Genomic DNA, 22,019 nt, shown 5'->3' with positions numbered 1-22,019 from the left:
CAAGCAAATATTGTAAAAAAAATCACTATCTTTAGTTATTTTTTAAGAGCAAAGAAAAACCGCCAAGTTGGCGGTAGAATGATTACTTCATCAAATTTTGTACATCACGAGCAATTTCGAGTTCCTCATTGGTTGGAATTACATATGCAGCCATTTTGGAATCATCAGTTGTAATCTTTGTTTCGACTCCATGCTTATCATTTGCATCTTCATCGAGTTTAATGCCCAAGAAAGCCAGACGATCGATAATCATTTTCCTGATTGGAACCGAATTCTCTCCAATTCCGGCCGTGAAAACAAGCGCATCAGCTCCCTTTAATTCAAAATAATATTGACCGATATAATCAACTACACGACCGACAAACATATCAATAGCCAATTTAGCATGATCGTTAGTATCATAAACATCCAACAAATCACGCATATCACTTGAAATTGTTGACACACCCAGTAATCCGGATTTTTGGTTAAGAACATTTAGCATTTCCTGATCGGAAATATCTTCTTTTGCTTTAACGTAATCAATCAATGAGACGTCAACATCCCCTGAACGAGTCGCCATAACCAATCCGGCCAAAGGCGAAAATCCCATCGAGGTATCAAATGATCGACCATTCTTAATGGCCGTTACAGACGCTCCGGCTCCTAAATGCAAAGTAATCAGTTTAAGTTCTTCTAGGGGTTTCCCAATTAATTTAGCAGCCTGTTCGGAAACGTATTTATGGGAAGTTCCGTGAGCTCCATACCTACGAACACCGTATTTCGTATAGTACTCATAAGGAACCGCATACAAGTAATTCTCTTTCGGCATCGTTTGATGGAAAGCTGTATCAAATACGGCAACTTCGGTTGCATCGGGGATTATTTTGGAAAAAGCCCTGATGCCCATAGCGTTCGCAGGATTATGGAGTGGAGCGTAAGCAGCCAAACGTTCAATTTTATTCAGCACTTCATCGTTAATTAATACAGATTTATTGAACCATTCACCCCCGGCAACAACACGGTGGCCAATTCCTTTGATCTCATTAAAATTATCAACGATTCCAAACTTTTTAAATTGAGAAAGCATCAAGTTGATAGCATCCTCGTGATTTTTAAAAGCCTGACGGCTCTTATGTTTTTCGCCATTGAATTTAATCGTGACATTATCGTCTTGATCCAGGCTGCCACCGATTCTTTCAATCAGTCCTTCGGCGATAACACTCTCTTCGGGCATATTAAGCAATTTGAACTTCAATGAAGACGAGCCGGCATTTACCGATAAAATTTTTGTCATATTACCTCACAAATTTTCCTTTTTCCAGGTTTCAAGTTGAGAAACAAATTTGGAAAAATCTTCTTTATTTGAAAGCTCAGGGATTTGAGCAAGCAAAACCTGAGCCGTTACTTTTTCATTATCCACTTTTCGACGCAAAATTAGAAGACTGGAACGCATTTCCGAATGTTTGAAAAGCTTTGTCGGTAATTCAATAATTGCCAACAGGGCCATATTTTTGTTCTTTTTCAATATCTCGGCAAAAGAATTGGATTGAAGATCGGAATTATTAACCAACAAAATTGCTGATTCGCCTACTTTCAAATTGCTCGCTTTAAAAAAATGATTCATTTCGGCAGCAAAATCAATTCCCAAAATTCTGCTAACGACAATTTTTTCGTGATCCGAATCAGTGAAGTCGAACCGATAAATATTCGCCAGTTTTTTCAGACTGGCATCAATAATCTGATCGGCGGCCCTGCCGTAGATTGATTGACCAAAATGGCTCGCAAATTGGAAGATGAGATCCGGAAAAACAATTTCAGGATCGAATATTTCCTGTTTCGCCAATCCAAGTTTTTCTGTTACCAAGGCCATTAAGTCGCCGATAACTGGCGGAGTTATTCGATTAAAAATTTGTAGTCGATCTTCAAACCGTTGGGCAAAAAAAAGATTAAATCCATTAACCAATTCAGATTGGCTGAAATTCTTCAATTCAAGTTTCTTGGCCGCTTGAGCAATTGAATTAGGATCGTCAAGCTCTTTTGGAATATGATTATCGAGGATTTTTACCGCTTTAACTAAATTTTCTGGCTTCATACTTTTATCTTAGGGATTTTTGCCTTCTTCAACAAGCGAATTAATTCTCTTTTCATAATAATGATTAACGTTTTCCAAAGAAGCGATCTGGTTAGCATGAATCATGGCCAAACTCAAAGATATTCCGGTAAAAAGAAAAATTAATATAATCGTTGATAAAAAAATATAACTATTTTTCCTCCTTTTCGTATTTTTCCAATAAAAGATTGCTTTCATAGCATTCCCCACTATCGAAATATAAAGATAAATAAATTTTTTCGTTAAGTTGCTCAAGTTCAAAATCTTTTACTTGGGAAACAATCGGCATTGTTCCTCCATCACTGGTCGTCAGCTGAAGGCTATGATTTTTTAATCTAAAATTGATCTTCTGGTTGCGTTTTCCGATTGAAAGTAAATAAATTTTTCCTTCCTTTGTTTGCGCCCAGCGATAGGATCGGCTTGAATCCTCTAACTGAAGCAACATTCGTTGGAAATTAATTGTGTTGGTCGTTTGTTTCTCTTTTTTTATATATTGAATTGCAAATTGAATTATTAAAACAATTAGGGCGAAAATCCCTAAAGCAATGATACTTTCAAGGATCGTAAAAGATTTTTGTCTACTTTTCTTCACAATAGTATTTTTTCTCTAATTTTGATCTTTGATTTTGAATCGTATCTTTCAAAATCGTTATTCGTTGAATTTGTTTGCTTTGTAAATCGCATAAAAAACAAATTGCCAGCATTGATACTGATAAAGCAAGCAAAGCCTCCATTAAAACAAAGGATGATTGTCTATTCATATTTCTCCATCCGATAATTACCAAATCCCAAAGAATAAATTAATGCGAACTGCCTTCCTCCCTGAGGATCAGAGAAACTGATCGTTGCAGGAGCGACATAACCATTGGCTTTGATCACGATCTTATCCTTTGGTCCAATAAGTTCTTTAGGAATATTTAAAAGATGTTGGCCACCTCTTTGATCTATAAATTCAATTTTTTTCTTAGAAAAAATAAATTTCAAATCGTGATTGTCCCTTTGAGCGCTTAATTGCGCTTGATTAAAAAAAGATTGATAGTCATTTAAAAAATCCTTTTCGATTTTTTCTTTTGATTTATGCGGTATTCGAACCGCCAAACAACATAAAGAGCAAACCAACAATAATACGATTACAGACTCTAATAATGTAAATGAATTATTTCGACACATTACTGCCATTAATCTTAATTCCAAATTCTTGTGCTTTTTTTATCTGTTTCTCGGTTAAATATTTTTTTGATAAAAGTTCGGAATAAGTTACATTTTTATCATCGTTATCATTTTCATATAAATCTACCTGTGTTTGAATTACAGAAACCATTGCCTCAGCCTGAGTATTTTCAGCTTTTTTGCGTTGATTATTTAAATTCGGCAAAATTAAAAGCATTAAAAGGCTGATGATAAATAAAACAATTCCTATACCGACAATTGCGAAACTTAAAGGCTGAATTAAGCTAATTAAGCGATCAACACTAGTTAAAAATTTTTCGTAACTTATTTTTGAATAAATTTTAAGATTTCGATTCAAGAGTTCTTTGTTGGCTCCTTGTTGAAAATAGATATTAATTGTCGGATCGAGAAAACTTAATTCATGAAAATAGTCGGAAAAGCTGTGTCCATCCTCAAGCATCTCAACGAGTTTTTCAGCAAAATCGGATTCAACTGAATGACTGTTATTTTTACTTATGTCTTTGGCGATTTGTGAAATCTGCAAACCCGAAGCCGTTAACATCAAAAGTTGTAAAGAAAATTGATAATTGATCAGGTGATTTAAAGTTTTTCCAAACAAAGGAATTTTTGTATAAAAAGCCAATTGCTTTAATTTGCTCATTTTTTTAAATGATTGCCAGCGGTAAAAAAGGAAAAGCAAGGTCATCAATACCACACCTAGTACTTTGAACCAAAAATATTCATCAACGAAATCAACCCGCTGCTGATTAGACCAGCTCGATAAAATTGGTAGTAAAAATATTTTTACAGCAACTGCGATTCCAATTAATAAAAAAACAAGAACAAGTGGATACCTAAGAATTTGCTTGATTTTATTTTCTTGCTTTAAACATTTTTCCGAAAAATCCGCCAATTGAAGTAAAATTTTCTCTAAGTTTCCATAACGATCAGCCATGCCAATCTGAAAGTTCAAAGAATTATTCAAATAAGGTTTGATTGCAAAAGCAAAATTCTTTCCTTTGGCTAGTTCGAGATTAAGGTTTTTAACCCAGGAACTTTCGCGTGAAATTTGCTGAATAAAATTTGTCGCCTGATTTATTGAATAACCCGACTGAATTAATTGTCCAAGAAGACTTAGAAATTCTACCTGTTGCCTACGCGGCAATTTTTTTGTACTCTTCGTATACTTTTGAAGATATTCTTTTACTTTTAAAAGCACCATCCAATACTTCCTTCCAAGAAGATCCAAAATCACTTGTTGGCTGATCCAAAATCTGCCAATCTTCCTTCCAATCGGCAATTGCCGCAAGCGAACCATTAACTTGTTGTAAAAGACGCTGATAAATAGTTACCTTCAAGACATCTTTGAGCAAAGTTTTGTCAACGCCAAGTTCCAATAAACGATTACCGACTGTACTTGCAGAATTAGCATGAATTGTCGAAAAAACTAAATGGCCACTTAAGGCAGCTTGAATTGTCGCTTGGGCAGTCTGCGAATCTCGGATTTCTCCAATTAATAAAATATCAGGATGATGGCGAAGAGCCACTTTTATCAGATCAAGATAAGTCATAGAAGCATGCTGATTCACCTGCAATTGCACAAATCTACTATTTTTAATTTCCACAGGATCTTAGATTGTGAGAACGAGTTTATCACTTGCGTATTCGCGTAATAATTCATGAATTGTACTTGTTTTTCCAGAACCGGTTGGCCCAGCAACGACAACCAGTCCATGTGAAGGGATTATTTGTTTTAAATGAGAAAATTGTTCTTTTTTCAACCAAACGAGATTGTGGATTTCACGATCATAAAGAATCTGATTACCATTGTTTCCTGGTTTTTAAAATCGCCAACAGTTGAAATTCTCAAAGACAAATTTTGTTTGTCAAGAGACCAATCCATCGAACCCATCTGGGGACGTCGATTTTCGGTAATGTTCATCTGTGCCCGAAACTTGAGGAAGCTAAACAGCTTCGTTGCGATCAATTTACTAATTATTCGAAAGCTTCTGGGTCGACTGCCATCGTGAAATTTAATTTGATAATGTTCTTCATCAGGTAAAAGATAAATATCGGTTGAATTAGAATCAACAGCTTCTTTTAAGAGTGACTTAAAGTAATTTTGCATTTTTGGCTCCTATTGAGTAATACGTATTTTTTAGCCAAAATAAAAAAAGCCAAAACGGCTTTTTTAAAATTACTTTGTTTTTATAACTTTTCCATATTTCAAATAATTAAGAGCATCCTGAAAATTCCGGATGGGAACAAGTTTCATTTTCGGGGCATACTCTTTTTGTGCTTTAAGCGCTGCCTGCCAGTTAGTCTGGCCACCATCCAATTTAAGATTTGCCTTAGTCGATTTTACATACGGGACAAAGAAAACCGTTGAACCAGCTTCCTTTGCAGCGATTATTTTCTTATCGATACCACCAATTTCGCCAACTTTTCCTTGATCATCGATTGTCCCTGTACCGGAAATATTACGACCTTTTTTGATGTTATCGCCTGATAATTGTGAATACAGTTGAAGAGTGAACATCAAACCGCCTGAGGGTCCGGAAATCTGACCGACATTGACTTTAACCTTCGGGTCGGTAGTAACTTCCACATCGTCAACTAGACCGATTCCAATTCCGCTCCTCCCTTTTGGATATTCTTTATCTTTTGTATTTGCTAAATGAATTGTTTTTCCGGAAACTTCAAGCGTTTTGTTATTCCGCAAAACAGTCAAAGTCACCTTTTCCCCGACCGGCATAGCGGCTAGGTATTTTTGATATCCGGCAGAATTGTTAAAGTGTTTGCCATCAACCTTCGTGATCGTATCGCCAACTTTAATTTTCTTGGCAAAGTGCGATTTTTTCGTGATGCTGGCAACATAAATTCCGCGATATTCGGATTTGACTTTATCAGCCATTCCAGCAGCTTTAAAAGCAACTTCTTCTGCCGATAGAATCGCTTCCTTCATTTGATATTTGCTGATTGCTTCGTAAACACTATTCGAAACATTTCCTTGAACTTCTGTCTTAGCTTCAATCGAATAGGCGCCATTAAATTTACTAATCAGCCAATCCAAATGATTTGCCTGGGATAAATATACCGAAACAAGTCGCAAGGAACCTTTTGTTCGATCGCGTTTGCCGGCAACAGTCATAAACTGTTTTATATTATCCGCCTGTCCTGGCGTTTCCACGTAAGCATTCATTGGTAAAAGCAAATAAAAAGATACGCCGATGATCATTAACATGAAAATGGTAAAGCTGGAAATAATTGTTACAAATGTTTTCTTTTTCATTTAGTTTTTAACTTTATCAGTTTTATAACATTTTCGGGCACAAAATGACTAATATCAGCTCCGAATTTTGCTACTTCTTTTAAATTTGAAGAAGAAATGTCTTGATAAACAGCCTTCGATGGCAACAAAACTGTATCAACATTTCCAAGACGATGATTGATTTCCGCGATATCGCGTTCATATTCATAGTCCCTAACATTTCTGATTCCCCGAACAATTACATCTGCTCCGACCGATGAGACAAATTTGAAAGTTAAATCAGGCATCGGTAATACAGAAACGTTCTTCAAATTTTTAGTGTTGTTGGAGATCAAAGTTATTTTTTCTTCAGTCGTAAACATTGCTGTTTTACTTGTATTAATGCCAACAGCCACGATCACTTGATCAAAAAGAAGCGCCGAACGGCTGATAACATCCAAATGGCCAAAGGTTAAAGGATCGAAAGATCCCGGAAAAACAGCTTTTACCATATTTAGTCCCTTTCCATTACCGTTAAATAAGTAATTCCATAATCCTTCTTCGACAAAACAGTATAGCCATTAGGCAGATTACCATTTAGAGAATTAAAACCAGATCGATCCGTCTCGGCAACAATCAAGGCATGTTCTGTCAATAAATTATATTCCGTTAAGCTAGAAATATCTTTGACAATATGCTGTTTTGCATAAGGGGGATCGAAAATTACCAAATCAAATCGAATTTGATTATCAAAAAACTGCTTAATTGCCTGGCTGGCCGGCGCCTTGATTATTTCAAAATTTTCCGGACTTTTCGTCGCAATGACATTATTTCTGATTACTTCAATTGCCGGTCTGGCATGATCGACTAAATAAGCTTTCCGATAGCCCCTAGAAACTGCCTCAATTCCCAAAGAACCGGAACCGGCATACAAATCTAAAACGATCCCTGGTTTGTTATAGGGGGCGATAATAGAAAAAAGCGCCTCTTTGACTTTTTCGGTTGTCGGTCTGGTCAATTTCGAAGGAACCATTTTCAAACGCAGACCATGGTTTTTTCCTGCAATAACTCTCATTTTCTCATCCTTGCCCTCTGCCGGCTTTCTCTCCTTCTTGTCTTTATCTGTTCGCTATAGGTTCGTGAGACTACACATGCAATCCCAACCGATATCGAACTAATCAAAAAGGAAGATCCTCCGTAAGAGATAAAAGGAAATGTCACTCCCGTCAAAGGAAGAGCGCCGATAATTCCACCCAAATTAACCAAAGCCTGGATAAAGAAATAACTGGCAATACCATAAAGAACCAAACGCCCAAAATTATTTCTGACATGAAAAGCGATATAAAACATCCTTCCAATCATAATCAATAGAAGACCAAGAACGATAAATAGCGAGATCGATCCAAGTTCCTCAACGAAAATGGCCATAATAAAATCGGTATTAGCTTCCGGAAGATAGCCCATCTTCTCAATCGAATTCCCTAAACCAACTCCAAATAATCCACCGTGAGCAATCGCATAAAAAGAATTAACCAACTGCAACGACTGATTCTTCGCATATGGCCAAGGATCCATGAATATCAATAAACGCCGGGCCTGATAGTGACTTGACAAAAAGCTTTCCGGAATTTGTTTGATAATTAACGGCAAAAAAATATAGATAAGCAAAATCAAAGCAATTGATAAAAAAAGATATTTGGGATTCGGACCAGAGGAAAAAATAATTACAGCAATTAAAAAAAGAGCAATTAAAGCATTCCCTAAATCAGGCATCAAAACAACAATCAACAAATTCGATAAAACGAAGATAACCTGAAAACGCGTATATCCAAAAATCATTTTCACTTTTTCGGTTGTATTTTGATTATTCAAGTTAGGCGGACGATGGGGACGAGTTCCCCTGGATTTTCTTTGATACTTGTCCAAACGATGGGAGGATAAAGAAGCCAAATAAAGAATGATCACAATTTTAAAAATTTCGGCCGGTTCAATATTGAACATCGGCAGGTTAATCCAACCGTGTGCCCCTGTTCCTGCAGTAGCAGGAGCAATAAAGCGGGCAAACAACAGTAGGCCAAAAGTAATCAACATCGCTAAAGAAGTCCACTTAGGAGAAGCAAGCCAATCGATCTTGACAAAAAAATAAAAAACAAAGACTGTAGCAATACCGATCAAAGCAAAAATAGACTGCCGAATCAAAAAACTAAATGCCCCGGCCGAATAATCATCCGAAGAGGAAAAAACCATCAACACGCCAATCAGACTTAAAAATAAAAAAGGTCCAATAAGGAACCAATCTAATTGTTTGATTATTTTACTCACCTGTTCATTCTATCAATACAGATTATCCTTGAGAACTATGGCAAGATAAAAATATGAATAATTCACTAATCAAAGTTTACACGGACGGTGGGAATCGAAATACGGGAAACAAACCCGGCCAACATGTTCATGAACGGGATTTATCGGCATGGGCTTATATAATCGAATACGAAAAAAAACAGTACATTGCTTCAGGCTTTCATTTTGGAGCAACAAATAACGCAATGGAACTGATGGCGGTTGGCTCGGCTTTTAGAAAAATTACCAAGACGGAAGAATTAAAAAAACAAAAAATCGAATTAATCAGCGACTCGCATTACGTTTTGGACCCGATGGAAAAAGGTTGGTTGGAAAAATGGATGAAAACAAAAAAAGAGCGGCCGAATTTTACGATGTGGCAGACTCTTTATCCAATGTACTTAGAATTAAAACCCTATTTAATTTTTCACTGGGTAAAAGGACACAAAAATACTGTTGGAAATCTTCGTGTCGACGAACTTTTAAATCAAGAAATGGATAAACACAAGTAGATTATAGTTGCTTCAACCTTCCAATTGAAATTTGTTTTTGAATCTTTCTTCTCTGAACTTTATTCATCGCATTTTTTATCAGCTTTTTACTAAGAAAAAACTTTACCGGTTGTTCAATCGGAGATAAACTATTTTTGGAAATATTCTCTAAATCGAACTTCAGTTTTTTTAGATCGTTAAATGATGTTTGAACAACTAAAGCTGGAACTTCGCCATATATTTCGTCCGGAATAGCAAGAGCAACCAAATCATCTATTTCACTTAATTTTCGAAAAGGTTCCTCAATCGTTGTCGGACTGATCTTATCACCGGAACGATTGATAATCTCTTTTTTTCTGCCGACAATAAATAAATAATTATCTTCATCCAAATAGCCCAGATCTCCGGTATAAAGCCACCCATCGACAAAATCCTTTTTATTCTCGGACCATAAATATTTTTGAATAACACTTGGACCGGACAAAGCAATTTCGCCAATTTCGCCAACTTTTTTCTCTTGATGAGAATCAGAATCGCGGATTGTTAATTTTTCAACCGTTGGGAGACCAACGGAACCAAGTTTCTGACCATTTTTACGCTGGGGATTAACAGAGATTTGGCCGGCGGCTTCAGTCATTCCGTAAGATTCAACTAATAATATTCCAAAATTCTTTTGGAATAAATCAGCTGTTTTTTTAGAAAGTGGTGCACTCGCCGAACGCAAAAAACGCAAACTTTTCTGTCCTTTTGGTAAATTTAAATATTCAGCAGCATTACTTTTTGTTTTATTTAAAATACCGATAATTGCTGGAGCAGCCGAAGCCCAGGTGATATGATATTTCTCTATTTGTGGCCAAAATTTGGATGCCGAAAATTTTTCTGGAATTACTAATTTCCCACCGGCTAAAATTTGGGAAATCAAGGCAATGATTTGTCCGTTAACATGGAATAAAGGTAAAATTTGATATCCAATACCCGAAGACGACAAGTTATGAGATTCAATGACACTTTTAGCAGCAGCAAAAACCTGCTTATGATTAATTCCAACTGCCTTGGGTCTCCCACTTGTGCAGGAAGTATATAGCAAACTGGCATATTGTTCTTCCAGTTCATTTTTATCGGGAAAATCAAAATGATGCTCGATTATTTCTTGATCTGAAACACGATGAATAGTATCACCATTTGGTAGTTCCAAAGCCTCGTCAAAATCTATTCCCGATAACTGAGCAAAATTAGTAAATTGATCTTCATAATTATGATTTAAAATTACAGCCGATAGCTGACTTTGTTTTGCAATATCTGCCAATTCCTCAACCTTTAAATTAGGATTAACAGCATACATTGTTAAACCGCTAAATATTTCTGTAAAAAAACGAACAACAAAATCAACCAAATTTCCAGAGGCCGTCAGAATAATTCCTGGTTGGCTAAGTCGCAATTGCTGCAACTGTTCTTGAAATCGATTGATTTTTTGCAAAATTTCAGCCTTGCTATAAGAACGATCATTTACCGTATCGACTAAAATGCTTGAGTTTACATCTGTAGAGAGAACTCTTTCCAATTCATGAGTTAGTTTTGTCAAAATAAAATCACTCGATAAAAATAAATAATAGATGTCATGTTTAAGTTTATTTACGGAACATATCTAAGAATTTTTCAAACCATGACTTCGTTTCTTTAGTAGCGGATTCTGCCGTTTGGGCAACCTGTTTTGAAACTTCATCAACACTCTCTTTACTTTTATCAGCAGCTTTTTTTGCTGCATCCTGAGTTTTCTTCACAGCCGGTTTTGCAGCTTCGGTGGTTTTTTTGGCAGCTTTACGAACAGTTTTTTTGCCCTTTGCAGCGTTCGTTTTAGCGCCTTTGGCTACCGACTTCCCCTTGCTGCTTGCTTTGGCTGTTGTCTTTTTAGCCGCCGTTTTAACAGCAGAGGCTGCTTGAGACGTCGTTTTCTTAGCAGAATTTTTTGCAGTCTTAGTGTTTTTCTTTGCAGTAGAAGCAGCTTTTTTAACAGTGGATTTAGTCGCAGGAGCAGCTTTTTTAGCAGCGCTGGTTGTCTTTTTTGTCGTTCGACCAGTTGCTGCTGTTTTCTTTTCTGGCATTTTCTCTCCTTACTTAACGAGACAAATTTTAACAAAATTTTAAAGATGTGACAAATTACTAAAGTTTTGATTCCAAATCAATATCAGGATACTTATCGACAAACCAATTCAGAGCAAAACGATTCTCAAACAATATAACCGGGTTGTCTTGTTGATCTTTCATCAGTATCGAACGCGAGGTATTCATTTTTTCATCCAACTGATCCGGTTTGATCCAGCGAGCGATCTTTTTACCAAGCGGTTCGAAAATAACTTGAGAATTATATTCATTAGCCATTCTGAACTGGAATACTTCGAATTGAAGCTGGCCAACCGCCCCAATGATATATTCTTGGCCATGCCACGACTCGAATAATTGGACAGTCCCTTCCTGAACCAATTGCCTAATACCCTTATGATAAGATTTTTGTTTCATAACGTCTTTGGCGATTACCCGATTAAAAAGTTCCGGAGTAAATGTCGGTAATGGTTCAAATTCGACTTTCTGTTTACCAGTATAGATTGAATCACCAATTTGAAAGTTACCGGTATCGTAAAGGCCGATAATATCTCCTGGAACAGCTGTTTCAATATTTTCACGTTCATCAGCCAAGAATTGAGTAACGTTGCTGAGCTTCAATTTTTTTCCATTTCTGGCAAGCGTCACATCCATCCCTTTTTTAAACTCCCCGGAAACGATTCTGACAAAAGCAATCCGATCACGATGATTAGGATTCATGTTCGCTTGAATTTTAAAAATAAATCCCGTGAATTGGTCGTTATCCGGTTGAACCTCTTTATGATCAATCGTGGCCTTGTCCGATGGCGAGGGGGCATATTTTAAATACTCAGTCAAAAACTGCTCAACTCCAAAATTCCTTAAAGCCGACCCAAAGAAGACTGGTGTTTGAGCACCCCGAAGGACTTTGTCCTCATCTAATTGATTACCGGCATCCTTTAAAAGCTCGATCTCTTCCATTGATTCGTTATAAACAGATTGATCGGGATTTTTCACATTATCATATTGAATAAACTTGTTCCGTTGTAAATCGTAAATTCCCTGTAAAACCTGGCCGGAACCAATCGGCCAATTCATAGCATAGGCTTGAATGCCAAGTGTTTTTTCTAATTCATCAACCAAATCAAGCGCTTGACGACCATCACGATCCAATTTATTAAAAAAAGTAAAAATCGGGATATGGCGCTTTGAAACTATTTCAAACAATTTCCTTGTCTGAGGTTCGATTCCCTTTGCCGAATCAATCACCATTACTGCCGAATCAACCGCCATTAAAGTACGATAAGTATCTTCTGAGAAATCCTCGTGGCCTGGGGTATCAAGGATATTAATCCTTTTGCCGGCATAATTGAACTGCAAAACAGACGAAGTAACGGAAATACCTCGCTGCTGTTCAATTGCCATCCAATCCGAGGAGGCCATTTTATTCGATCCACGACCTTTGACTGTGCCAGCTTTTCTGATAACGCCGCCGTGTAACAGGAGTTGTTCGGTCAAAGTTGTTTTACCGGCATCAGGATGCGAAATGATTGCAAAAGTGACACGTTTTTTGTATTCTTCTTTAAAATTTGTCATAAAAAAAAATTCCGCTATTAAGTATAGCGGAATTAAAGATTCAATGATAAAAGAATCAATTTCTTTGATTTCCAAAAATTCTAAGCAAATACAAGAACAAGTTAACAAAGTCAAGATACAAACTAAGCGCACCCGAGATGGCCAAGCCGTTGATTGTCTGGTTGCCCTGTCCCTGAAGTTCGAAATACATTTGTTTTAAACGATTATTATCATAAGCAGCATAAACACTAAAGACAAGAACTCCCAAAACAGACATAATAAAGCTAAAGCCGGGAACGAATATGCTAACCACAAGGCCAACCATTAATGCGATCATCGCGCCGAAAAGAATTGGAGCAAGTCTAGAAAGGTTTTTCTTCGTAAAGAATCCATACAAGGCCATAGCTCCAAAATCAACTGCTGCCATTAGAAAAGCAGAAACAATCGACTGCAAGTCGTACATCGCAAAAATGGCACCAAAGAAAATTCCTTCCACAACTGCGAAAGCAAGCAATCCCCCAAAAGCCAACGCCGGATTTTTTAAGGCGTTACGACCAATTAGAAAGACAACAGCCAACTGAGCGATCGCCAGAACGATCCAAGTCAATGCACCATTGCTGGCATAAAAACGAACAAACTCGGCATAGAATGGATAAGCCAAAGCATAAGCCAATCCAAAAGTAATTAATAACGCCGCTCCCATATAGGCGTATGTCCGTTGGAAGAATGCTGCTAATCCCGATTCATTAGTTGAATCAGTAACATCTTTTATGATGCGATTATCAGAATAATTTTGCATTCTAACCTCCTTTCTGAATATTATAGCAGGATATCATAAAAAAAGTCTGACTATTATTGACCTTTTAATTTACATTTTATTCAAACCCTTTTTTAAGAGCATCTTCATATTTTTCGATATCGCCGGCCCCCATGAAAACAAGTACCGATCCATGTTCGGCACTTAATTTGTCATAGGCATTCGATTCCGAAATAATTGCTCCCGCATTCGGTAGTTTATCTAAAATATCTTCGCTTTTAGCATTACCGGCCTTTTCTCTTAGAGATCCGAAAATCGGTGTAATGTAAACTTTATCGGCTGATTCTAAAGCATTAACATATTCATCCTTAAAAGCATTGACGCGTGTGTATGTGTGTGGTTGAAAAACAGCTACTAAACGCTTATTCGGAAATTTCTGTCGGGCAGCATCGATTGTTGCCTTAATTTCAGTTGGGTGATGGGCATAATCATCAACAATTGTTAAATCAGCTACTTGGCTGATATTAAAACGACGCTTAGCACCTTGATAAGTCAAAAGACCCTTTTGGATTTGGTCAACCGAAAAACCAAGATAATCAGCTACAGCGATCGCAGCAGTCGTATCCAAAATTCCGTGATCTCCCTCAATCGTGGCAAAAAAATCACCTAATTTTCGGCCGCCCTTTGAAAGCGAAAAATAACTTCCTTCGGTTCGTTTGTCAATATTATTCGCACAAAAGTAATCGGACTTTTCAAAGCCATAAGATAGAATTCGAGCCGTCTTCGGCTTTATTTTTTTTATCTCCGGATCTTCGCCGTAAGCGAAAATAATCTTTTTAACATGGTCGGCGAATTCAGAGAATGCGCTTTTGACATCATCGAGACTTTTATAATAATCGGGATGGTCCCAATCAATGTTCGTGATGATAGCAACATCGGGAGTAAAAGGCTGAAAATGACGGTCATACTCGTCTGCTTCGACAACAAAATATTTAGAGGAGAAGACCCCTTTTCCAACACCATCGCCAATTAAATAACTCGTTGATTCGAAATTCGACAAAATGTGTGCGAGTAAGCTGGTGGTACTGGTTTTCCCGTGTGCTCCGGAAACGGCGATTGAAAAATGTCGACGAATAACTTCTTCAACTGCCTGAGGATAGGTCAAGAGTTTTGCCCCAACTTTTTTAGCTGCCAAAACTTGGGGATGATCATCCGAAAACGCGTTTCCTTTCACGACAACATAATTACTCTTGATCAAATCCGGATCGAAATCGGTAATTTGAATACCGGCTTTGACCAGCGGGAACTGTGTAAAAGTTTCTTTGTCGATATCAGACCCAAGAACTTTGTTCCCCTGATCATGAAGAATCAAAGCCAAACTGGCCATCCCAGTTCCCTTAATCCCGATAAAATAGTAATTTGTCATATTTAATTATTAAACTCCAATTCATTCCCTTTTATAAAATCAAAAGTTTCGCCAACTTTACCAAAATCATCGGGCAAAACAATCATTCCCGGACGATCCGGCGCATTTTTCAAGCCGAGTTCCTTTGGAGCGGCCATCATTCCATATGAGTCAACACCGCGAAGTTTCCCCGGCCAAATAATCTTTCCCGAAGGCATGATTGCCCCAGGCAGACAAGCAACCGTTTTAATGCCTCGACGAAGATTTGGACTTCCTGAGACAATCTGAACACTTTTGTCGGAAGAAATTTTAACTTGAGCAACATGCAAGTGATCAGAATCAGGGTGTTTAACAAATGAATCAACATAAGCAATCACGAATTTCGCCTCTGGATCATAAACAAGTTCAGGTTTAAAGCCAGCTTGAATGAGAAGTTCATTTAATTCTTCAATCTTTTTCACTGTTAATTTGATTGGTCCTTTGTCCAAAGGGGCTATACCAGAAAAGTGATAAGCAAGCGTTTGATCGTTTTTATAAATACGTGTAATTCTTTTTTTTGTTTCAAAAGACGAGTCTGGCTCCTCGGGAGCTAAAAAAGTCATCAATGTGTCTGAATTATAATCGGCAACAAGCATATTTCTATCTTAAAACAAAAAACAATATAATTATTTGCATGAATAAAAAACACAAGAACTTAATTGCTGCAACGGCCGGTTTTTTGGTTGGAAGCGGGATCTCAATTTTTATCGCCAAAAAAATCAAGGAAAACAATGCTGATCAGATTCTCGAAACTGTCAAAGAGACGCTTTCAGCCCAAGGAACAGTGTCAAATGCCTGGATAAACAGCGAAAGAATCAGTGGAGAACATTATGGAACGAGAACCATCTACAATGGGGGCGCAAATATAACCAGTGATCAAGGAGAAACAAAAAGCATCGACTTTATTGCCGATGCCGACACTGGCGAACTCTTTAAACTTGAGGTGTTGATTAAAAATTAAAAATTAACTCTAATCCAGTACTCGGGTTGATTCATTTCCGCAAATTTTTTCTCGTATTCCGTTTCGATATTTACGGGATTTTTTTTGAGTTCGTGATGCAGATCGTAGCTGATTTGTTCTTCAGGCCAAGAAAGACCAAATTTTTTAAAGCTCGAAAGAGAGTATTCAAAGAGCCCAAGATTATCGGTTTTTAATTCCAAGGATCCATTGGGAAGCAAAATTTTTGAATATGACTTTAAAAAATTTTCAGCAGTCAAACGTCTTTTTTCATGTTTTGCTTTCGGCCAGGGATCACTATGATTCAAGAAAATTTTGCTAATTTCATTGTCAGCAAAATAATCGCTCACATCGCCTCCATCCCCTAAAATAAGTTTTAAATTAGCTAATTGAGGCTCTTGTTTAAAAGCTTTCTTCCCAGCTATTGCAACCGAGGTTGGTTGCAGTTCCAGACCGATGAAATTATTTTCTGGATATTTGATGGCATTATCCAAGATAAATTGTCCTTTGCCGGATCCGATTTCCAAATAAAGCGGATGGTTATTCCCAAAGACCGAAGACCAGCTCCCTTTTAATTGCTTGGCTCTTTGATCTTTGATGATCAAATCCGGATGCTCATCGATAAAAGGAACTGCCCATTTCTTACTTCTTAATCTCATATTTAAATCCTACCAAACGTGGCAGATACCAACAGATGATCACCCAAGTAAAAGAAATTATTAACGGAATACTAATTAAAACAGAAACTTTTCTATGACTTGCCAAGAGGGAAAGCAGCAATAACAGCACAATCGGCACAAAGACTGCAACAGCTAGCAATTGAAAATCAGTCAACTTTCTTTTTCCATCTCGTTGATATACCTGAGCCATTTTATGATTCGAGTAATGAGAAAAAATCGGTTTCATTTGATAAGCGAGGGCAAAAACTATAAAAAGCCCACTAATTGTGGCAGCAGAAAGCGAAGGCAGAAAAAAAGCCAAAGCCATTCCAAAAAAGGTGGTCAAAATAATTGTTGGCATAAACTGCCGACTTCTAAAAAAATAACGAGTAAAAAGAATCCAATGGAAACTTTGATTAAATTGCGGCAGACATTTAATCAGCCAATCCCAAATCTTCGTTGGTCGATTATCATGCTTCAATTCCTTAACATCGGTAAAAAAATTTAAAAAAATATTAATTCGATTAATCCTTCTTAGTTCTGAATTTATTCCATAAGTCCAATCAACTCGATTGTCTTTAACGATATTTCGGTATTTTAAAATAAGTAAAAAAGTTTTAGCCAATAGGAAAAGGAACAAATAAATCAATGAAATTACAAGGCCGAATATTTTAAGTAAAATCGGCATCAATAATAAATTCAAAAAAAATTGAAGCAGGATGTTCAAAAGCAAAGATCTCAGAAAGCTTTTCTTCAAGTATTTTTTCAAGTCCGGCAAATCGGCAATTAGAAATATTTGATCGGCATTTTGTATATAAGTCGACAAATCGCCAAAAAATAAGAAGGAAGAGCTTGCAAACAATACAAGCAAAATTGTCAACCAATTGCCGTGGATACTATTTAAATTATGTAAATATTCATAACCCAGTAAAGCGACTGCAATAAAAAGAAAACCGATAAACTGGTCGTTGAAGGCTCGGCTTAAGTAACGAAAATTTCTTTGAAAAGACAGTTCACGCCGACGATTAAAGATTTTATCCATTAGCAGCCTCTCTTGCCAAATGCAAATATATTTCATTAATTGTTTTTTGCTGTGGAAAAGCTTTAAAAATATCTTTCATTTTTCCTTTGGCACGTATTCGGCCACGGTCAATCAATAAAAACTGATCAACAAATTTTTCCGCTCCCTCGACTAAATGAGTACTCATTAAAATAGTTGTCCCAGCTGCCTTTTTCTCCTTTAAGAGATCAATCAAATCAGAGACAGCCAAAGGATCCAAGCCAATAAAGGGTTCATCGACGACCAAAAGTGGAGCATCTGTCAATAATGCCAATACGATCATTACTTTTTGCCGCATTCCCTTGGAAAAATCGATCGGAAACCAAGCCAACTTGTCCTCCAAACGGAAAACTTTTAACAATTTTGCGATTTTATCCTTAATCAGTTTTGAATCTAGATGATAAGCAGCAATTGTTGTCTGAATATGCTCCCTTAAAGTCAAGTCTTCATATATAATCGGTAATTCAGGTATGTAGGCCAAATTGCGCTGATAATTAGATGAATCGCTTTTACTATCTTGGCCGTTAAAAGAAATCGAACCGCTCTTTGGCTGCATTAATCCGATAACGTGATTAATGGTAGTTGTTTTCCCTGAACCGTTTAAACCAATTAGAGCCGTAACGGTTCCCGCTTCAATCGTAAAATTCAGATCTTTAATTGTATTTGTTTGACCATATCCACCGGTCAAATGTGAAATCTTTAGTGTCATAGTTATCGATTAAATTTTAGCAGACCGATATAATGTAAGCATGGAAGATATATTCGATAAAATAATTCACGGTGAAATACCTAGTTATAAAGTCTATGATGATGAAGATGTTTTTGCATTTTTAGATATATCACAGGCCACTCCCGGACATACTCTGGTTGTACCAAAGGCTGACGTTAAAGACATTTTTGCCTACGATGATGAGTTGGCCAAAAAAATTTTAACAAAACTTCCAATAATCGCTCGGGCAGTCAAAGCCTCCAACCCAAAAATTCTCGGCATAAATATTCTTTCAAATAACGGAGTTGCTGCCGGCCAATCGGTTCCCCACTCTCACTGGCATATTATTCCACGATATGAAAATGATGGCCTGGATCTCCCCGGTGCCGTCGATCATTCTAATCAATACGATGAAAAAAGATATAAAGCAATTGCTAAATCAATTAGTGAGCAGTTCTGATGGCCGAATTTAAAAAAAATGACAATTTTTTTCAAAATGAAACCGAAAAAATATTTAACTATTTAAAAAACGAACTAAACATTCTTCGGAAAACTTTTTTTGCGATTAAAAAATTAATAGGCAGCAAGCCGACTCAAGAAAAGAATTTGTCCGAGCTCTCCGATCATTTCCAAAGAAGCAAAGAAGAAATAGATAAATCCAAAACAAAATTAAATGAAGATATTCGCTCATTAGAAAATGAACTATCAACTGTTAAATATCCCTTTCACAAAAAATGATTTGAGTTAGGTCCTAACTTTCGTTAGAATTAAAGGGTTATAAATTCACGGAGGAAATATGCGTAAATTCGTTTGGACAGCAATCGTGCTATTGTTTTTGGCGGGTTCTGCCTACCTTGCCTTAAACACATCTAAGGTTTTGGTTACGTCAAAGGCAGGTGCGATTACTGAGGCAAAATATATGTCATCGGTTACAAAAACCTCGGCCGGTGAACAATTGTTTGTCAGCATGGTTATGAATGATTCATTGGAAAGGTTGTACGGAAGCTCTGTTTCAACAACAACCGTCAATAATGAATACACTCAGGAAAAAGCACAATATGGAAGCAGCTGGTCTAGTTTCCTATCGGAAGAAGAAACTACGGCAAAGGCCTATAAAAAACAGATTCGTACAGAACTGCTTTTAGTTCAAGCTGTTAAAAACTATCATAAAGTTACAGAAGCTCAATTAAAAAAAGCCTACAAGACCTATACGCCAAAGATGAACGTTTCAATTATTACTGTTAGCAGCTCATCAAAGGCCGACACAGTACTCAAGAACTTAAAAGCCGGTAAAAGTTTCGCTTCTCAAGCCAAACAATACTCAGGCGATACCACAACAGCCGCCAATGGTGGCAAAATGCCAAGCTTCGATTCAGCTTCACCAGTTGTTTCATCAAAAATTATCGCTGCAGCTAAAGCCTTAAAGACTGGCGAATATAGCAAAAAAGCTATTAGTGTAAATTCCGAATACATCATTCTTAAATTGAACTCAAAGTCTAAAAAAGAATCAATCGGCAGTTATCGAGATGTTTTGGCCGACTCTATTATTAATAAATGGATTAATACCTCAAGCAACTCAACCAAAATTCAAAAGATTATTGGTAAAGTTATGAATAAAAATGACGTCCAGGTAAAAACTTCACAATATCCAGCGTTAAAGAACGCAATCGATCAATATATCGTTTCAGCAAATACATCTAGTGAAACTTCATCGACATCCACTTCCAGTTCGTCTAGTTCATCTAGCAAATCATCATCGAGCAAGAGTGGTTCCAGTTCTTCAAAGAGTTCCTCTTCAAGCTCTTCTTCCAGTTCAAAGAAGTAAAAGATAATTAATTGCTGATAAAAAACTCCAGTTCAATGAACTGGAGTTTTAATTTGCTTATGTAAAGCACTTTTTTATTTAACTAATGCCAAAAGATCTGCTTTCTTGGCACTGGAAGGATATTTAATACTTTCAGAATCAAGATAAGCTTTAATTTCAGCAACCGTTGAAGCTGTTGTTGGTTTTTCGGCCACAGCAACTTCTTGAGTCTTGGTACTCTTTCCAGGCTCCAAAACAACCGGTTTAGCAGCACCTTTTTCAATTCGCTCAATTTTAATATCGGTATCCAAAGTTGCGGCTTTGCGTGTTGGAGCAGAAACCTGCTTCTTTGCAGTTTCAGCAAGTTTTGAGAAAGTTGCAAAATCTGATACAGCCAATTCGGCCAACATCTTCCGATTCAAATCTATGCCGGCGACTTTAAACCCATGCATTAACTGAGAATATGAAATACCATTCATCCGACTCGCAGCGTTTATACGAGCAATCCATAGCTTACGATAGTCTCGTTTGACATTCTTACGATCCCGATAAGCATAAAGATACGACTTCCAAACTTGTTGCTTGGCAACTTTAAAATTAATGTGTCGCTGACCACGATAGCCTTTGGCCAACTTGATCATTTTCTTACGACGAATACGTGTAACGTTAGTTCCTTTAACTCGCATAATTTATCTCCTTGACCAAAAATTATAGATTACTCAATATCTTTGCATAACGCTTAACATTGACTTTATTCATCATAGCAGTGCCACGCAATTGGCGACGCTGTTTCTTAGTTTTTCCATGAAAACGGTGTGAAGTAAATGCTTGTCCAGCCTTAAACCCGCCTGAAGCAGTTTTTTTAAAACGCTTTGCTGAAGCGCGATTAGTCTTCATCTTTGGCATTTGTATTCTCCTTTAATTTGTTCTTCTTTTCGGATTGAGCTTTCTTAATGACTTCCGGCTTAGGCGAAAGCAATAAGGACATTTGACGACCCAAAAGTTGCGGCATCTGATCAATATTTGCCAAATCAGCAAGCTGTTTTGCCATATTCATCAATACCTGGCGACCAACATCTTGGTGGGTCATCATTCGACCGCGAAAACGTAAATTTAATTTAACCTTATTACCGGCAACCAAAAACTTGGTAGCTGCCTTTTTTCGTGTCTCAAAATCCCCTTCGCCAATAACAGGACTTAGACGAACTTCTTTAGTTTGAACAATAACTTGTTTCTTTTTATTTTCGCGAATTTTCTTCTGCTGCTCAAACCTAACCTTACCCCAATCCATAATTCTAGCAACCGGTGGTTGAGCCTTCGCCTGAACAATAACCAGGTCTAGATTTCTTTGATCAGCGATTCTTTGAGCATCGCGTGTGCTCATAACCTTTTTTGATCCATTGTCAATTAACATCACTTCACGAAAGTGAATATTTTCATTGACTAAATCAATTTGGCGCTTGGGCCTTTGCTGTGGTCTTGCTATAAGAAAAATCCTCCATTTTTTGGTTGGAAAAAGCGAGTCATGCAAACATGCAAAACCCGCCTCAAAAAGAATGATAAGCCAACATGGTCTTGCACATGCGGCGAGAGGCGGGAACCTCTACTTAATTCAACTCAGATATTATACC

General features: G+C 37.1%; 28 protein-coding genes and 3 pseudogenes. 5 read left to right on the top strand and 26 right to left on the bottom strand.

The window, feature by feature from the left end:
- Positions 1-82: 82 nt before the first annotated feature.
- From J3U91_RS03980 to J3U91_RS03920, 13 genes and pseudogenes are all read right to left on the bottom strand, one after another.
- Positions 83-1,276, bottom strand: a complete 1,194-nt coding sequence (locus J3U91_RS03980) for an acetate/propionate family kinase (protein WP_002816981.1) — start codon at positions 1,274-1,276, stop codon at positions 83-85.
- Positions 1,277-1,282: 6 nt separating this feature from the next.
- A complete protein-coding gene (locus J3U91_RS03975) occupies positions 1,283-2,074 on the bottom strand; it encodes a class I SAM-dependent methyltransferase (RefSeq protein ID WP_002819115.1) in 792 nt (263 codons plus the stop codon).
- A gap of 169 nt (positions 2,075-2,243) precedes the next feature.
- Positions 2,244-2,684, bottom strand: a complete 441-nt coding sequence (locus J3U91_RS03970; protein WP_002816978.1) for a ComGF family competence protein — start codon at positions 2,682-2,684, stop codon at positions 2,244-2,246.
- Complete coding sequence (locus tag J3U91_RS03965; RefSeq protein WP_002819117.1) at positions 2,671-2,853, bottom strand: hypothetical protein; 183 nt, start codon at positions 2,851-2,853, stop codon at positions 2,671-2,673. Before J3U91_RS03965 ends, J3U91_RS03970 begins: the two co-directional genes overlap by 14 nt.
- The gene (locus J3U91_RS03960) at positions 2,846-3,271 is read right to left on the bottom strand and encodes a type II secretion protein (protein WP_226489984.1); all 426 of its coding nucleotides are present in this window, start codon (positions 3,269-3,271) and stop codon (positions 2,846-2,848) included. The genes J3U91_RS03965 and J3U91_RS03960 overlap by 8 nt, the downstream gene beginning before the upstream one ends.
- Positions 3,249-3,824, bottom strand: coding sequence for a type II secretion system F family protein (locus tag J3U91_RS09990; protein ID WP_143807207.1), 576 nt, complete (start codon positions 3,822-3,824; stop codon positions 3,249-3,251). Before J3U91_RS09990 ends, J3U91_RS03960 begins: the two co-directional genes overlap by 23 nt.
- A 285-nt stretch (positions 3,825-4,109) precedes the next feature.
- A pseudogene (locus J3U91_RS09985) lies at positions 4,110-4,484 on the bottom strand (type II secretion system F family protein); the annotation flags it as partial.
- A pseudogene (locus J3U91_RS03950) lies at positions 4,417-5,043 on the bottom strand (ATPase, T2SS/T4P/T4SS family). The pseudogenes J3U91_RS03950 and J3U91_RS09985, both read right to left, overlap by 68 nt.
- Positions 5,040-5,390 carry an ATPase, T2SS/T4P/T4SS family gene (locus J3U91_RS03940; protein WP_002819122.1) on the bottom strand — a complete coding sequence of 117 codons (351 nt, stop codon included), beginning with the start codon at positions 5,388-5,390 and terminating at the stop codon, positions 5,040-5,042. The pseudogene J3U91_RS03950 and the gene J3U91_RS03940 overlap by 4 nt, the downstream one beginning before the upstream one ends.
- Positions 5,391-5,459: 69 nt before the next feature.
- The gene (locus J3U91_RS03935; RefSeq protein ID WP_002819124.1) at positions 5,460-6,554 is read right to left on the bottom strand and encodes a SepM family pheromone-processing serine protease; all 1,095 of its coding nucleotides are present in this window, start codon (positions 6,552-6,554) and stop codon (positions 5,460-5,462) included.
- The gene (gene coaD, locus J3U91_RS03930; protein ID WP_002819126.1) at positions 6,551-7,024 is read right to left on the bottom strand and encodes a pantetheine-phosphate adenylyltransferase; all 474 of its coding nucleotides are present in this window, start codon (positions 7,022-7,024) and stop codon (positions 6,551-6,553) included. The genes J3U91_RS03935 and coaD overlap by 4 nt, the downstream gene beginning before the upstream one ends.
- A 2-nt stretch (positions 7,025-7,026) precedes the next feature.
- Complete coding sequence (rsmD, locus tag J3U91_RS03925) at positions 7,027-7,587, bottom strand: 16S rRNA (guanine(966)-N(2))-methyltransferase RsmD (RefSeq protein ID WP_002819127.1); 561 nt, start codon at positions 7,585-7,587, stop codon at positions 7,027-7,029.
- Positions 7,584-8,759 (bottom strand): FtsW/RodA/SpoVE family cell cycle protein, encoded by a 1,176-nt coding sequence (locus J3U91_RS03920; protein WP_002819128.1) that lies wholly within the window; start codon positions 8,757-8,759, stop codon positions 7,584-7,586. Before J3U91_RS03920 ends, rsmD begins: the two co-directional genes overlap by 4 nt.
- Positions 8,760-8,887: 128 nt before the next feature.
- Here J3U91_RS03920 and J3U91_RS03915 point away from each other — a divergent pair, with 128 nt between their 5' ends.
- On the top strand, positions 8,888-9,364 hold the full coding sequence (locus J3U91_RS03915; RefSeq protein ID WP_002819129.1) for a ribonuclease H family protein: 477 nt from the start codon (positions 8,888-8,890) through the stop codon (positions 9,362-9,364).
- 1 nt (position 9,365) lies between these two features.
- Here J3U91_RS03915 and J3U91_RS03910 read toward each other — a convergent pair whose 3' ends face one another.
- The 6 genes from J3U91_RS03910 to ytpR all read right to left on the bottom strand — a co-directional run bounded on the left by J3U91_RS03910 (position 9,366) and on the right by ytpR (position 15,794).
- Entirely contained in the window at positions 9,366-10,925 is a 1,560-nt protein-coding gene (locus J3U91_RS03910) for an AMP-binding protein (protein WP_002819130.1), read from the bottom strand.
- Positions 10,926-10,971: 46 nt separating this feature from the next.
- Positions 10,972-11,445: a hypothetical protein gene (locus tag J3U91_RS03905; protein ID WP_002819131.1), complete on the bottom strand. Its 474-nt coding sequence runs from the start codon at positions 11,443-11,445 to the stop codon at positions 10,972-10,974.
- Positions 11,446-11,503: 58 nt separating this feature from the next.
- Entirely contained in the window at positions 11,504-13,018 is a 1,515-nt protein-coding gene (locus J3U91_RS03900) for a peptide chain release factor 3 (RefSeq protein WP_002819132.1), read from the bottom strand.
- Between the two features lie 55 nt (positions 13,019-13,073).
- Positions 13,074-13,796 (bottom strand): Bax inhibitor-1/YccA family protein, encoded by a 723-nt coding sequence (locus J3U91_RS03895; protein ID WP_002819133.1) that lies wholly within the window; start codon positions 13,794-13,796, stop codon positions 13,074-13,076.
- A 76-nt stretch (positions 13,797-13,872) separates the two neighbouring features.
- Positions 13,873-15,180, bottom strand: a complete 1,308-nt coding sequence (gene murC / locus J3U91_RS03890; RefSeq protein ID WP_002819134.1) for a UDP-N-acetylmuramate--L-alanine ligase — start codon at positions 15,178-15,180, stop codon at positions 13,873-13,875.
- A 2-nt stretch (positions 15,181-15,182) separates the two neighbouring features.
- Positions 15,183-15,794, bottom strand: coding sequence for a YtpR family tRNA-binding protein (gene ytpR, locus J3U91_RS03885; protein WP_002819135.1), 612 nt, complete (start codon positions 15,792-15,794; stop codon positions 15,183-15,185).
- A gap of 38 nt (positions 15,795-15,832) precedes the next feature.
- Here ytpR and J3U91_RS03880 point away from each other — a divergent pair, with 38 nt between their 5' ends.
- On the top strand, positions 15,833-16,159 hold the full coding sequence (locus tag J3U91_RS03880; RefSeq protein WP_226489982.1) for a hypothetical protein: 327 nt from the start codon (positions 15,833-15,835) through the stop codon (positions 16,157-16,159).
- Here the strand turns inward: J3U91_RS03880 and trmB are convergent.
- Genes trmB through J3U91_RS03865 form a run of 3 tightly spaced genes read right to left on the bottom strand, consistent with a single transcriptional unit; the run spans position 16,156 to position 18,584 of the window.
- Complete coding sequence (trmB, locus tag J3U91_RS03875) at positions 16,156-16,815, bottom strand: tRNA (guanosine(46)-N7)-methyltransferase TrmB (RefSeq protein ID WP_002819137.1); 660 nt, start codon at positions 16,813-16,815, stop codon at positions 16,156-16,158. The two genes, J3U91_RS03880 and trmB, sit on opposite strands and share 4 nt — an antisense overlap.
- On the bottom strand, positions 16,799-17,857 hold the full coding sequence (locus J3U91_RS03870; protein WP_002819138.1) for an ABC transporter permease: 1,059 nt from the start codon (positions 17,855-17,857) through the stop codon (positions 16,799-16,801). Before J3U91_RS03870 ends, trmB begins: the two co-directional genes overlap by 17 nt.
- Positions 17,850-18,584, bottom strand: coding sequence for an ABC transporter ATP-binding protein (locus J3U91_RS03865; RefSeq protein ID WP_002816955.1), 735 nt, complete (start codon positions 18,582-18,584; stop codon positions 17,850-17,852). Before J3U91_RS03865 ends, J3U91_RS03870 begins: the two co-directional genes overlap by 8 nt.
- Positions 18,585-18,624: 40 nt before the next feature.
- On the opposite strand from J3U91_RS03865, the gene J3U91_RS03860 reads away from it, so the two are divergent.
- The 3 genes from J3U91_RS03860 to J3U91_RS03850 are packed head-to-tail and all read left to right on the top strand — an operon-like array spanning position 18,625 to position 20,409.
- Positions 18,625-19,044, top strand: a complete 420-nt coding sequence (locus J3U91_RS03860; RefSeq protein WP_002819140.1) for an HIT family protein — start codon at positions 18,625-18,627, stop codon at positions 19,042-19,044.
- Complete coding sequence (locus J3U91_RS03855) at positions 19,044-19,322, top strand: hypothetical protein (protein ID WP_002819142.1); 279 nt, start codon at positions 19,044-19,046, stop codon at positions 19,320-19,322. The genes J3U91_RS03860 and J3U91_RS03855 overlap by 1 nt, the downstream gene beginning before the upstream one ends.
- A gap of 58 nt (positions 19,323-19,380) precedes the next feature.
- The gene (locus J3U91_RS03850) at positions 19,381-20,409 is read left to right on the top strand and encodes a peptidyl-prolyl cis-trans isomerase (RefSeq protein WP_002819143.1); all 1,029 of its coding nucleotides are present in this window, start codon (positions 19,381-19,383) and stop codon (positions 20,407-20,409) included.
- A 74-nt stretch (positions 20,410-20,483) separates the two neighbouring features.
- Here J3U91_RS03850 and J3U91_RS03845 read toward each other — a convergent pair whose 3' ends face one another.
- The 4 genes and pseudogenes from J3U91_RS03845 to infC all read right to left on the bottom strand — a co-directional run bounded on the left by J3U91_RS03845 (position 20,484) and on the right by infC (position 21,919).
- Positions 20,484-20,603 (bottom strand): HeH/LEM domain-containing protein, encoded by a 120-nt coding sequence (locus tag J3U91_RS03845; protein ID WP_226490000.1) that lies wholly within the window; start codon positions 20,601-20,603, stop codon positions 20,484-20,486.
- A 69-nt stretch (positions 20,604-20,672) separates the two neighbouring features.
- A pseudogene (gene rplT / locus J3U91_RS03840) lies at positions 20,673-21,074 on the bottom strand (50S ribosomal protein L20); the annotation flags it as partial.
- A 22-nt stretch (positions 21,075-21,096) separates the two neighbouring features.
- Positions 21,097-21,294 (bottom strand): 50S ribosomal protein L35, encoded by a 198-nt coding sequence (rpmI, locus tag J3U91_RS03835; protein WP_002816950.1) that lies wholly within the window; start codon positions 21,292-21,294, stop codon positions 21,097-21,099.
- Positions 21,275-21,919, bottom strand: a complete 645-nt coding sequence (gene infC, locus J3U91_RS03830) for a translation initiation factor IF-3 (RefSeq protein WP_002820322.1) — start codon at positions 21,917-21,919, stop codon at positions 21,275-21,277. The genes rpmI and infC overlap by 20 nt, the downstream gene beginning before the upstream one ends.
- Positions 21,920-22,019 lie beyond the last annotated feature (100 nt).

Source organism: Oenococcus oeni (assembly GCF_020510245.1).
Lineage (GTDB): Bacteria > Bacillota > Bacilli > Lactobacillales > Lactobacillaceae > Oenococcus > Oenococcus oeni.
This window is presented reverse-complemented; position numbering and strand designations above follow the sequence as displayed.